The sequence below is a fragment of the Serratia sp. D1N4 genome, assembly GCF_054552755.1.
Genome location: NZ_CM137274.1, coordinates 4,893,671 through 4,907,296, shown reverse-complemented (window position 1 = coordinate 4,907,296; position 13,626 = coordinate 4,893,671). Strand labels below are relative to the sequence as shown.

Here is a 13,626-nt window from a genome sequence, read left to right as displayed (position 1 = left end):
ATTTTAGGAACAATTGTTATGTCTATCACTAAAGACCAAATCCTGGAAGCGGTTGCTGCTATGTCCGTAATGGACGTTGTTGAACTGATTTCTGCTATGGAAGAAAAATTCGGCGTTTCTGCTGCTGCTGCTGTAGCTGTAGCTGCTGGTCCTGCTGAAGCTGTTGAAGAAAAAACTGAGTTCGACGTTGTTCTGTCTGCTATCGGTGGCAACAAAGTTGCTGTTATCAAAGCAGTACGTGGCGCGACCGGTCTGGGCCTGAAAGAAGCTAAAGACCTGGTAGAATCAGCTCCAGCAGTAATGAAAGAAGGCATCAGCAAAGACGACGCTGAAGCTCTGAAAAAATCTCTGGAAGAAGCTGGTGCTTCTGTTGAAGTTAAATAAGTTTAACTTTTCAGAGTGCAGTCTGGCTTAACAGACTGATGGCTGGTGACTTTTGGGTCACCAGCCTTTTTGCGCTGTAGGGCGTCAGTAGAGTTTCACACTGTTTGGCTACTGGCTAACCCCAATATTTCTTTCTATCGACGACTTAATATACTGCTTTTTCTGCTTCAGCCGAATCTGTCGCAAAGGCAATGAAATGATTTAAGCGTGATAGAAACGAGTATTGCGGAAAGTGTTCCCGCTTTCCGATCGACAAAATGGTGTTGCATGAACTGTCCACATTCTGGGCAGACAAATGGTTCGACTTTCCAGCGAGCTGAGGAACCCTATGGTTTACTCCTATACCGAGAAGAAACGTATTCGTAAGGATTTTGGTAAACGTCCACAAGTTTTGGACATACCTTATCTCCTTTCTATCCAGCTTGACTCGTTCCAGAAGTTTATCGAGCAAGATCCAGAAGGGCAACACGGCTTAGAAGCCGCATTCCGTTCTGTTTTCCCTATCCAGAGCTACAGTGGCAATTCGGAGCTGCAATACGTTAGCTACCGTCTTGGTGAGCCGGTGTTTGACGTCAAAGAGTGCCAGATTCGTGGTGTGACGTACTCTGCACCGCTGCGCGTAAAACTGCGCCTGGTGATCTACGAGCGTGAAGCACCAGAAGGTACGGTCAAAGACATCAAAGAACAAGAAGTCTATATGGGCGAAATTCCGCTCATGACCGAAAACGGTACCTTTGTGATTAACGGTACTGAGAGGGTTATCGTATCCCAGCTGCACCGTAGCCCGGGTGTGTTCTTCGACAGCGATAAGGGTAAAACCCACTCCTCGGGTAAAGTGCTGTATAACGCACGTATCATCCCTTACCGTGGTTCATGGTTGGATTTCGAGTTCGACCCGAAAGACAACCTGTTCGTGCGTATTGACCGTCGCCGCAAACTGCCTGCGACCATCATTCTGCGCGCCCTGAGCTTTACCACTGAACAGATCCTTGACCTGTTCTTTGCGAAAATTGTTTTCGAGATCCGTGATAACAAGCTGCAGATGGAACTGGTTCCAGAGCGTCTGCGTGGTGAAACGGCGACCTTCGATATCGAAGCCAATGGTAAGATCTACATTGAGAAAGGCCGTCGCATCACTGCTCGTCATATCCGTCAGCTCGAAAAAGACGAAATTCAGAGTATTGAAGTACCGGTTGAGTACATCGCGGGCAAAGTGGTCGCGAAGGACTATATCGATACCAATACCGGTGAGCTGATCTGTGCAGCCAACATGGAGCTGTCTCTGGATCTGCTGGCCAAGCTGAGCCAGTCTGGTCACAAGCGTATCGAAACGCTGTTCACCAACGATCTGGATCACGGTGCGTACATCTCTGAGACCGTACGTGTCGATCCAACCAGCGATCGTCTGAGCGCACTGGTAGAAATCTACCGTATGATGCGCCCTGGTGAACCACCAACGCGTGAAGCGGCGGAAAGCCTGTTCGAGAACCTGTTCTTCTCTGAAGACCGCTACGATCTGTCTGCGGTTGGCCGGATGAAGTTCAACCGTTCTCTGCTGCGTGACGAGATCGAAGGTTCGGGCATCCTGAGCAAAGACGACATCATTGAAGTGATGAAGAAGCTCATCGATATCCGTAACGGTAAAGGCGAAGTGGACGATATCGACCACTTGGGCAACCGTCGTATCCGTTCCGTTGGCGAAATGGCCGAGAACCAGTTCCGTGTCGGTCTGGTGCGTGTTGAGCGTGCGGTTAAAGAACGTCTGTCTCTGGGCGATCTTGACACCCTGATGCCTCAGGACATGATCAACGCCAAGCCGATTTCGGCGGCGGTGAAAGAGTTCTTTGGCTCAAGCCAGCTGTCTCAGTTTATGGACCAGAACAACCCGTTGTCTGAGATCACGCACAAGCGTCGTATCTCTGCACTGGGCCCAGGCGGTTTGACCCGTGAACGTGCGGGCTTTGAAGTTCGAGACGTACACCCGACTCACTATGGTCGCGTGTGCCCAATCGAAACGCCGGAAGGTCCAAACATCGGTTTGATCAACTCCTTGTCCGTGTACGCACAGACCAACGAGTATGGCTTCCTGGAAACCCCGTACCGCCGCGTGCGTGACGGCGTGGTGACCGATGAAATCAACTATCTGTCTGCTATTGAAGAAGGCAACTTCGTTATCGCCCAGGCGAACTCCAACCTGGACGAAGAAGGCCGCTTTGAAGAAGACCTGGTCACCTGTCGTAGCAAAGGCGAATCAAGCCTGTTCAGCCGCGATCAGGTTGACTATATGGACGTATCTACCCAGCAGGTTGTTTCCGTTGGTGCTTCACTGATTCCATTCCTGGAACACGATGACGCCAACCGTGCATTGATGGGTGCGAACATGCAACGTCAGGCGGTTCCAACTCTGCGCGCTGACAAGCCGCTGGTTGGTACCGGTATGGAACGTGCTGTTGCGGTTGACTCCGGTGTTACTGCCGTAGCCAAGCGTGGTGGTGTGATCCAGTACGTGGATGCTTCCCGTATCGTTATCAAAGTTAACGAAGACGAGATGTACCCGGGCGAAGCAGGTATCGATATTTATAACCTGACCAAGTACACCCGTTCTAACCAGAACACCTGTATCAACCAGATGCCGTGTGTGAATCTGGGCGAACCAATCGAGCGTGGCGACGTGCTGGCAGATGGTCCGTCTACAGACCTGGGTGAACTGGCGCTGGGCCAGAACATGCGCGTCGCGTTCATGCCTTGGAACGGCTACAACTTCGAAGACTCCATTTTGGTCTCCGAGCGTGTGGTACAGGAAGATCGCTTCACCACCATCCACATTCAGGAATTGGCGTGTGTGTCCCGTGACACCAAGCTGGGGCCTGAAGAGATCACTGCCGACATCCCGAACGTGGGTGAAGCTGCGCTCTCCAAACTGGATGAATCCGGTATCGTGTATATCGGTGCAGAAGTGACCGGTGGCGACATTCTGGTCGGTAAGGTAACGCCGAAAGGTGAAACCCAACTGACGCCAGAAGAGAAGCTGCTGCGTGCGATCTTCGGTGAGAAAGCGTCTGACGTTAAAGACTCTTCTCTGCGTGTGCCTAACGGCGTTTCCGGTACGATTATTGACGTGCAGGTCTTCACCCGCGATGGTGTGGAAAAAGACAAGCGTGCGTTGGAAATCGAAGAGATGCAGCTGAAGCAGGCGAAAAAAGACCTGACTGAAGAACTGCAGATCCTGGAAGCTGGCCTGTTTGCGCGTATCCATGCGGTGCTGGTTGCCGGTGGCATTGAAGCTGAGAAGCTGAGCAAGCTGCCACGCGATCGCTGGCTGGAACTGGGCCTGACCGACGAAGACAAGCAAAACCAGCTGGAACAGTTGGCAGAGCAGTATGACGAACTGAAATCCGACTTCGAGAAGAAGCTGGATGCCAAGCGTCGTAAGATCACCCAGGGCGACGATCTGGCACCAGGCGTGCTGAAAATCGTTAAGGTTTATCTGGCCGTTAAGCGTCAGATCCAACCGGGTGACAAGATGGCAGGCCGCCACGGTAACAAGGGTGTTATCTCCAAGATCAACCCGATCGAAGATATGCCTTACGATATAGACGGCACGCCGGTTGACATCGTACTGAACCCGCTGGGCGTTCCATCACGTATGAACATCGGTCAGATCCTGGAAACCCACCTGGGTATGGCTGCGAAAGGCATTGGTGAGAAGATCAACCAAATGCTCAAGCAGCATCAGGAAGTGGCCAAACTGCGTGAATTCATCCAGAAAGCTTACGATCTCGGCGACGGCGTTTGCCAGAAAGTCGATCTGAACACCTTCACCGACGACGAAGTGCTGCGTCTGGCAGAGAACCTGAAAAAAGGTATGCCAATTGCAACGCCAGTCTTCGACGGTGCGAAAGAGACCGAAATCAAGCAATTGCTGGAAATGGGCGGTATCCCGACTTCGGGTCAGATTACGCTGTTTGATGGCCGTACCGGTGAGCAGTTCGAGCGCCAGGTAACCGTTGGCTATATGTACATGCTGAAACTGAACCACTTGGTCGACGATAAAATGCACGCCCGTTCTACCGGTTCTTACAGCTTGGTTACTCAGCAACCGCTGGGTGGTAAGGCGCAATTCGGTGGTCAGCGCTTCGGTGAGATGGAAGTGTGGGCGCTGGAAGCCTACGGCGCAGCTTACACCTTGCAGGAAATGCTTACCGTTAAGTCCGATGACGTCAACGGCCGTACCAAGATGTACAAAAACATCGTGGATGGCGATCACCGTATGGAACCTGGCATGCCGGAATCCTTCAACGTACTGTTGAAAGAAATCCGCTCGCTGGGGATCAACATCGAACTGGAAGGCGACTAATCGCTATTCCGGCTCTGGTTCCCGGCCTTAGGGAACCAGAGGGTGGTTGTTCAGGTCACACGGGCGCGCGATTTGTCAGCGTGCGCCCAACAGGTTTAACTCCGACAGGAGCCAATCCGTGAAAGACTTATTGAAGTTTCTGAAAGCGCAAACTAAGACCGAAGAGTTTGATGCGATCAAGATTGCTCTGGCATCGCCAGACATGATCCGTTCGTGGTCGTTCGGCGAAGTGAAGAAGCCGGAAACCATTAACTACCGTACGTTCAAACCAGAACGTGACGGCCTTTTCTGTGCCCGTATCTTTGGGCCGGTAAAAGATTACGAGTGCCTGTGCGGTAAGTACAAGCGCTTGAAACACCGCGGTGTGATCTGTGAGAAGTGCGGCGTTGAAGTGACCCAGACCAAAGTGCGCCGTGAGCGTATGGGCCACATCGAACTGGCTTCCCCAACTGCGCACATCTGGTTCCTGAAATCGCTGCCATCGCGCATCGGTTTGCTGCTGGATATGCCACTGCGTGACATCGAACGTGTACTGTACTTCGAATCCTATGTGGTGATTGAAGGCGGTATGACCAACCTCGAGCGTCGTCAGATCCTGACTGAAGAGCAGTATCTGGATGCGCTGGAAGAGTTTGGTGACGAATTCGACGCCAAGATGGGTGCGGAAGCTATTCAGGCACTGTTGAAAAACATGGATCTGGAAGCCGAGTGCGAGCAGTTGCGTGAAGAGTTGAACGAAACCAACTCCGAAACCAAGCGTAAGAAGCTGACCAAGCGTATCAAGCTGCTGGAAGCGTTCGTTCAATCTGGTAACAAGCCAGAGTGGATGATCCTGACCGTGCTGCCGGTACTGCCGCCGGATCTGCGCCCGTTGGTTCCGCTGGATGGTGGCCGTTTCGCGACTTCCGATCTTAACGATCTGTATCGCCGCGTCATCAACCGTAACAACCGTCTGAAACGCCTGCTGGATCTGGCTGCGCCTGACATCATCGTGCGCAACGAAAAGCGTATGCTGCAAGAAGCGGTAGATGCCCTGCTGGATAACGGCCGTCGCGGTCGTGCGATCACCGGTTCGAACAAGCGTCCTCTGAAATCTTTGGCCGATATGATCAAAGGTAAGCAGGGTCGTTTCCGTCAGAACCTGTTGGGTAAACGCGTTGACTACTCTGGTCGTTCTGTAATCACCGTAGGTCCATACCTGCGTCTGCATCAGTGCGGTCTGCCAAAGAAAATGGCACTGGAGCTGTTCAAACCGTTCATCTACGGCAAGCTGGAACTGCGTGGCCTGGCCACAACGATCAAAGCTGCCAAGAAAATGGTTGAGCGCGAAGAAGCGGTCGTTTGGGACATCCTGGATGAAGTTATCCGCGAACACCCGGTACTGCTGAACCGTGCACCAACCCTGCACCGTTTGGGTATCCAGGCGTTTGAACCGGTTCTGATCGAAGGTAAAGCGATCCAGTTGCACCCATTGGTTTGTGCGGCATACAACGCCGACTTCGATGGTGACCAGATGGCTGTGCACGTACCGCTGACGCTGGAAGCCCAGTTGGAAGCGCGTGCGCTGATGATGTCTACCAACAACATCCTGTCACCAGCGAACGGCGAGCCAATCATCGTTCCTTCTCAGGACGTTGTATTGGGCCTGTACTATATGACTCGTGACTGTGTTAACGCCAAAGGCGAAGGCATGGTTCTGACGGGTCCTAAAGAAGCTGAACGCGTTTATCGCGCCGGTCTGGCCTCTCTGCACGCACGCGTCAAAGTGCGTATTACAGAAGAGATCAGGAATACCGAAGGTGAATCTATTCACCAGACCACAATCGTTGATACTACCGTTGGCCGCGCCATCCTTTGGATGATCGTACCACAGGGTCTGCCGTACTCGATCGTTAACCAGCCTCTGGGCAAGAAAGCGATCTCCAAGATGCTGAACACCTGTTACCGCATCCTGGGCCTGAAGCCGACCGTTATCTTCGCTGACCAGATCATGTATACCGGTTTTGCTTACGCTGCCCGTTCAGGTGCTTCCGTAGGTATCGATGACATGGTTATCCCGGCTAAGAAGGCGGAGATCATCGAAGAAGCGGAAACCGAAGTTGCCGAGATCCAGGAGCAGTTCCAGTCTGGTCTGGTAACCGCTGGCGAACGCTATAACAAAGTGATCGATATCTGGGCTGCGGCGAACGAACGTGTTGCTAAAGCGATGATGGAAAACCTGTCGGTTGAAGACGTGGTTAACCGTGACGGCGTGGTGGAACAACAAGTTTCCTTCAACAGCATCTTTATGATGGCCGACTCCGGTGCTCGTGGTTCTGCTGCTCAGATTCGTCAGTTGGCCGGTATGCGTGGCCTGATGGCGAAGCCAGACGGCTCAATCATCGAAACGCCAATCACCGCGAACTTCCGTGAAGGCTTGAACGTACTCCAGTACTTCATCTCCACCCACGGTGCGCGTAAAGGTTTGGCGGATACCGCGCTGAAAACAGCAAACTCCGGTTATCTGACCCGTCGTCTGGTTGACGTGGCGCAGGATCTGGTGGTGACTGAAGACGACTGTGGTACTCACAACGGCATCATGATGACTCCGGTTATCGAAGGTGGCGATGTTAAAGAGCCACTGCGTGAGCGCGTTCTGGGTCGTGTGACCGCTGAAGATGTCATCAAGCCGGGTACGGCAGACATCCTGGTGCCACGTAACACCCTGCTGAACGAGAAGACCTGTGACCTGTTGGAAGAGAACTCTGTCGACAGCGTTAAGGTTCGTTCCGTAGTAAGTTGTGAAACCGACTTTGGTGTGTGTGCTAACTGCTATGGTCGCGACCTGGCACGTGGTCACATCATCAACAAAGGCGAAGCCATCGGCGTTATCGCGGCGCAGTCTATCGGTGAACCTGGTACACAGCTGACGATGCGTACGTTCCACATCGGTGGTGCGGCTTCGCGTGCGGCTGCTGAATCTAGCATTCAGGTGAAGAACAAGGGTACGCTGAAGCTGAGCAATGTGAAGTTCGTTATGAACGCCGCAGGCAAGCTGGTGATCACCTCTCGTAACACCGAACTGAAGCTGATCGACGAATTCGGCCGTACCAAAGAAAGCTACAAAGTGCCTTACGGTTCCGTAATGGGCAAAGGTGATGGTGCAGAAGTTAACGGCGGCGAAACCGTGGCTAACTGGGATCCGCACACCATGCCGGTTGTTACCGAGGTGGGCGGTTTCATTCGCTTCGCCGATATGGTTGACGGCCAGACCATTACCCGCCAGACCGACGAACTGACCGGTTTGTCTTCTCTGGTGGTACTGGACAGCGCAGAACGTACCGGTAGTGGTAAAGACCTGCGTCCGGCACTGAAAATCGTTGACGCCAAAGGCGACGACGTATTGATCCCAGGTACTGATATGCCTGCTCAATACTTCCTGCCAGGTAAAGCGATTGTGCAGCTGGAAGACGGCATTCAGATCGGTGCGGGTGATACCCTGGCGCGTATTCCTCAGGAGTCCGGCGGTACCAAGGACATCACCGGTGGTCTGCCACGCGTTGCGGATCTGTTCGAAGCACGTCGTCCGAAAGAGCCGGCAATCCTGGCTGAAATCAGCGGGATTATCTCGTTCGGTAAAGAGACCAAAGGCAAACGTCGCCTGGTGATCTCGCCACTGGACGGCAGCGATGCTTACGAAGAGATGATTCCGAAATGGCGTCAGCTCAACGTGTTTGAAGGTGAAATTGTGGAACGTGGTGACGTTGTTTCTGACGGCCCAGAATCTCCACATGACATTCTGCGTCTGCGTGGTGTGCATGCGGTTACCCGCTACATCACCAACGAAGTGCAGGAAGTTTACCGTCTGCAAGGCGTTAAGATTAACGATAAACACATCGAAGTTATCGTTCGTCAGATGCTGCGTAAAGGCACCATCGTCAGCGCGGGTGGCACCGAGTTCCTGGAAGGCGAACAGGCTGAAGTTTCACGCGTCAAGATTGCTAACCGTAAGCTTGCTGCTGAAGGCAAGATCGAAGCAACCTTCTCGCGCGATCTGCTGGGTATCACCAAGGCTTCCTTGGCGACCGAGTCCTTCATCTCTGCTGCATCGTTCCAGGAAACGACGCGTGTTCTCACCGAAGCGGCAGTTGCCGGTAAGCGTGATGAGCTGCGTGGTCTGAAAGAGAACGTGATCGTGGGCCGTCTGATCCCAGCCGGTACCGGTTACGCTTATCACCAGGATCGTATGCGTCGTAAAGCACAGGGCGAAGTACCAGTGGTTCCTGTAGTCAGCGCGGCAGAAGCGACGGCTAACTTGGCCGAGTTGTTGAACGCAGGTAACCTGGGCGGCAACAACGACGAGTAAGTCGCCTTGACCTGATGTTTGATTGACTGCACGTTCTAAAGCCCCGGCTATCACAGCCGGGGCTTTTTGTTGTACAGTGCCTGTAAAGTTAAAACAACGGAATAGGCATGGATACCTCAACATCAGTTAGTAACAATACCTCTGTGAACGGCGTGGTTGCCCCACAAATCCAGTTAAACAGCCATTCTCAAAGCCGCGCGCGCCGCGCAGCGTGGGGCAGTTTTGTTGGCGCGGTGGTCGACTGGTACGATTTCTTACTGTACGGAATAGTTGCCGCTCTGGTATTTAACACCGAATTTTTCCCTCAGGTTAGCCCAACGATGGGAACGCTGGCCGCTTTTGGTACCTTTGGCGTCGGTTTCCTGTTCCGCCCGTTGGGTGGGATCGTGTTTGGCCACTTTGGTGACAAGCTAGGCCGCAAACGCATGCTGATGATTACCGTCTGGATGATGGGGATCGCCACCGCACTGATTGGCCTGTTGCCCTCTTTTGCCTCGGTTGGCTGGTGGGCACCGGTCATGCTGGTAGTGCTGCGTGCTGTTCAAGGGTTTGCCGTTGGTGGTGAATGGGGCGGTGCTGCGCTGTTGGCGGTTGAAAGTGCACCTAAAAAGAAAAAAGCTTTTTACAGCAGCGGCGTACAAATTGGCTTCGGCGTCGGGTTGTTATTGGCGACCGGCTCAGTTTCCATTGTGAACCAATTTACCACCAATGATCAGTTCGTAAGCTGGGGCTGGCGTTTGCCGTTTTTATTCAGCCTAGTGCTGGTCGCGATTGCCTGGTGGGTGCGTAACGGCATGGATGAGTCGCTGGAGTTTGAAGCAAACAAAACGTTGCAGGACAGAGCCGACAAAATACGCAAGTTCCCGATTTTAGAGGCATTGCGTCAGAACCCTAAAGCATTCTTATTGATCATCGCCTTGCGATTGGGTGAATTGCTCACGATGTACATCGTGACGGCGTTTGCGCTCAATTACTCCACCACCCACCTTGGCCTGGCGCGTGACATGTTTCTCAACATTGGCTTGCTGGTTGGGGCGGTGAGCTGTGTCTCTATTCCCAGCTTTGCCTATTTAGCCGATCGCTTTGGCCGACGCCGCATCTATGTCACAGGGGCACTCATTGGCTGTGCCAGCGCAGTACCGTTTTTTATGGCGCTGGAAAGCCGTAATACCCTAATGATTATCTTGTTTGCCATCATGCTCGGGAATGTGGCGCACGATATGCTCGTCAGCGTACAGCAGCCGATGTTTACCGAATTGTTTGGCACCGCCTACCGTTACAGCGGTGCTGGCGTTGGCTATCAGGTCGCCAGCGTCGTCGGTGGTGGTTTCACGCCTTTTATCGCCGTATTGCTGGTGGAGTTTATGGATGGTTCTTGGCATGCGGTTGCAGCCTATCTGGCAATAGGTTGTCTGCTATCGGCCATCGTTGGGGCAAGTATGAAGCCTCAGGCCACGGATTGATCAAATCAGAAACCGGAGACGCGCGGGGGACATCCGCGCGCTCCGGGGTTTGGTAGGGCAAGGCTATCAAGAGGGGTAGACAGCCTTGGTTGGCCTCGGGTTTGATAACCAACGCAGTCACTATAACGGTGCCAATTTTCTGTTCCAGCCCGGCTTTTTAGTTTTGCGTATGGCTTTCAGCGCTATTGGATCGCCTATGTAACCGTTGCAGGTTATTGCGCAGCACGCCCCAGATAATCATCCCAATCTTTCCACACCGGCTGCAATCCCGCGGCGCTAATAGCAAGGGCGACCTGCTGCGGTGTCCGGCCATCGTGCGGTTCAAACTGCTCCAGTTCCGCAGGTGTATTGTCGGCATAACCGCCCGGCTGGGTTTTCGAACCGGCGCTGACGCTGTTGATTGCCAACGGGATCATATGATCGCGGAAGAACGGTGACTCACGGGTCGATAATGACAGCTCAACGTCAGGGGCAAACAAGCGGAATGCACAGATAAGCTGCACCAGTTGTGGTTCACTCATCACCGAGGCCGGTTCAATACCTCCGGCGCAGGGCCGCAAACGGGGGAACGAGATTGAGTAACGGCTCTGCCAGTAGGTTTGCTGCAAGTAGAACAGGTGTTCCGCCAGCATGTAACAATCGGTGCGCCAACTGCTGGAAAGCCCGATTAACGCGCCAAGGCCGATCTTGTCGATCCCGGCACGGCCCAAGCGATCCGGCGTTGCCAGCCGCCAGTGGAAATCCTGCTTATGCCCGCGCAGATGATGCCGTTGGTAAGTGGCAGCATGATAGGTTTCCTGATAAACCATCACCCCGTCCAGCCCCAGGTTTTTCAATTCGGCGTACTCATCCTCGGCCAGTGGCTGAACCTCCATCATCAACGAGCTGAAATGGCTGCGGATTTGCGGCAGATGCTGGCGGAAGTAAGCCATACCCACTTTATTCTGGTGCTCACCGGTCACCAGCAGCAGGTGCTCAAACCCCAGAGCCTTGATCGCTGCGCATTCCCGTTCTATCTCATCACTATCCAGCGTTTTGCGTTTGATGCGGTTGCTCATAGAGAAACCGCAGTAAGTACAGTCGTTGGCGCACAGGTTGGAGAGATATAACGGCACGTAAAAGCTGACCACGTTACCAAAACGCTGGCGCGTCAGTTGTTGTGCACGCTGCGCCAGCGGTTCCAGATATGGCGCGGCGGCAGGGGAGATTAGCGCCATAAAGTCATCGCGCGTCAGCTTCTGTGCATTGAGTGCCTGTTCAACATCGCGCGCTGTTTTGCTGTTGATACGCAGTTGAATATCATCCCAATCCAGCTGTTGCCAGCGGCTACTGAAATCATCACTCATCAGCGTATCTCCTCTGATTGGCTGAGAAACGCGGTCAGCGGGCTGGAGGCAACGGCAATCCGCTGGCGATGGCCCAAACCGGCGCGGCGTGCCAACTCACCGGCTTCCAGCGCCAGCCGGAATGCCTGTGCCATTTGCACCGGATCGCGTGCCACGGCGATGGCGGTATTGACCAGCACCGCATCGGCACCTAATTCCATGGCTTCCAGCGCATGGCTTGGCGCACCGATACCGGCATCAACCACCACCGGCACCTTGGCTTGTTCGATGATGATTTCGAGGAAATCACGGGTGAGCAGGCCACGATTAGAACCAATCGGCGCTCCGAGCGGCATGACCGCCGCACAGCCGGCTTCTTCCAGCCGCTTGCACAGTACCGGGTCGGCACCGCAGTAAGGCAACACGACGAAGCCCTCTTTGACCAGAATCTCTGCGGCTTTCAAGGTTTCGATCGGATCTGGCAGCAGGTATTTCACATCCGGGTGGATTTCCAGTTTTACCCAATGAGTACCGAGCGCTTCGCGTGCCAATCTGGCGGCAAACACCGCTTCGGCGGCGGTTTTAGCGCCGGAGGTATTCGGTAGCAGCTTCACACCCAACTGTTGCAGCGGTGCCAGAATGGCATCGTTACCGCCGCGTAGATCGACGCGTTTCATTGCCATGGTAACGAGTTGGGAACCGGATGCTTGCAAAGCTGCCAGCATTAAGGCCGGGGTGGCGAATTTGCCAGTGCCGGTAAACAGGCGTGAAGTAAAAGTGGTATCGGCGATTTGCAGCATATCAGCCTCCGGCAATCGCTTGAAACAGCAGGATATCATCACCGTCCTGTACCTGGCGGCTTGCCCAGTCGGCGCGTGGGATGATGGTCTGGTTAATGGCCAGCGCGGTGCCTGGCTGGTGGCGGTCCAGTTGTTCGAGCAGGGCGGTGACGCTTAAGGCTTGCGCCAACTCCAACGGCTGGTCATTCAGCGTGATTTTCATGCGGCACCTCGGCAAACTGGGCAATTGCTGGCTTGGCTGAGTTGCAAGGTGCTCCAGCTCTGCTGCTTGCCGTCGAACAAACGCAGCTTGCCGCTGAGGGGCGAAGCCATTCCTGCCAGCATTTTGATCGCCTCCAACGCCTGGAGCGTGCCGATCACCCCTACCACTGGGCCGAGCACGCCCGCCGTTCGGCAGTTACGCTGTGGTTCGGTTTGTTCAGGGTAGAGGCAGGCGTAGCAGCCTTGGGCATACGGCGGTTCGATCACCAGCAACTGGCCGCTGAAACCTACCGCGCTGCCGCTGATCAAGGGCTTGCCGATGGCTACACAGGCGGCATTAACCGCGTGGCGCGTCGCCATATTGTCACTGCAATCCAGCACCAAATCGGCACGAGCCACGGCTTCGCTGAGTATTGACCCTTGTAAACGCTGTTCCAGCGCGATACAGGCTACCAGCGGGTTCAGCGCCTGCAATTGACGTTGGGCTAACCGCGCTTTGCCTTGGGGAACTTCGTTACTGCGATAAAGGATTTGCCGCTGTAGGTTAGTGATATGCAATTGATCGTCATCGGCCAACAGCAGCTTGCCGACGCCTGCGGCGGCCAGATACAGTGCTGCCGGGGAACCTAAACCCCCTAGGCCGACGATCAGCACCGTGGATTGCTTTAGCTTTTCCTGGCCTTCCGGGCCGAACTCTTCCAGCAGCAGTTGGCGGCTGTAACGCAGAAATTCCTGATCGTTGAGCATCGCA

8 protein-coding genes are annotated in these 13,626 nt (G+C 54.0%); 4 read left to right on the top strand and 4 right to left on the bottom strand.

Annotated elements, in window-relative coordinates; all coding sequences use genetic code 11:
* Positions 1 to 18 precede the first annotated feature (18 nt).
* The 4 genes from rplL to shiA all read left to right on the top strand — a co-directional run bounded on the left by rplL (position 19) and on the right by shiA (position 10,549).
* On the top strand, positions 19 to 384 hold the full coding sequence (gene rplL / locus ACX1CU_RS21950) for a 50S ribosomal protein L7/L12 (RefSeq protein WP_459400323.1): 366 nt from the start codon (positions 19 to 21) through the stop codon (positions 382 to 384).
* Positions 385 to 712: 328 nt separating this feature from the next.
* Positions 713 to 4,741 carry a DNA-directed RNA polymerase subunit beta gene (rpoB, locus tag ACX1CU_RS21945; protein WP_459400322.1) on the top strand — a complete coding sequence of 1,343 codons (4,029 nt, stop codon included), beginning with the start codon at positions 713 to 715 and terminating at the stop codon, positions 4,739 to 4,741.
* 118 nt (positions 4,742 to 4,859) lie between these two features.
* Entirely contained in the window at positions 4,860 to 9,086 is a 4,227-nt protein-coding gene (rpoC, locus tag ACX1CU_RS21940) for a DNA-directed RNA polymerase subunit beta' (protein ID WP_459400321.1), read from the top strand.
* A gap of 107 nt (positions 9,087 to 9,193) precedes the next feature.
* Entirely contained in the window at positions 9,194 to 10,549 is a 1,356-nt protein-coding gene (shiA, locus tag ACX1CU_RS21935) for a shikimate transporter (protein ID WP_459400320.1), read from the top strand.
* 212 nt (positions 10,550 to 10,761) lie between these two features.
* Here shiA and thiH read toward each other — a convergent pair whose 3' ends face one another.
* The 4 genes from thiH to ACX1CU_RS21915 are packed head-to-tail and all read right to left on the bottom strand — an operon-like array spanning position 10,762 to position 13,622.
* Positions 10,762 to 11,895 (bottom strand): 2-iminoacetate synthase ThiH, encoded by a 1,134-nt coding sequence (gene thiH / locus ACX1CU_RS21930; protein ID WP_459400319.1) that lies wholly within the window; start codon positions 11,893 to 11,895, stop codon positions 10,762 to 10,764.
* Entirely contained in the window at positions 11,895 to 12,674 is a 780-nt protein-coding gene (locus ACX1CU_RS21925; RefSeq protein ID WP_459400318.1) for a thiazole synthase, read from the bottom strand. Before ACX1CU_RS21925 ends, thiH begins: the two co-directional genes overlap by 1 nt.
* A gap of 1 nt (position 12,675) precedes the next feature.
* Positions 12,676 to 12,876: a sulfur carrier protein ThiS gene (gene thiS / locus ACX1CU_RS21920; RefSeq protein WP_459400317.1), complete on the bottom strand. Its 201-nt coding sequence runs from the start codon at positions 12,874 to 12,876 to the stop codon at positions 12,676 to 12,678.
* On the bottom strand, positions 12,873 to 13,622 hold the full coding sequence (locus tag ACX1CU_RS21915) for a HesA/MoeB/ThiF family protein (protein WP_459400316.1): 750 nt from the start codon (positions 13,620 to 13,622) through the stop codon (positions 12,873 to 12,875). The genes thiS and ACX1CU_RS21915 overlap by 4 nt, the downstream gene beginning before the upstream one ends.
* Between the last annotated feature and the right edge of the window lie 4 nt (positions 13,623 to 13,626).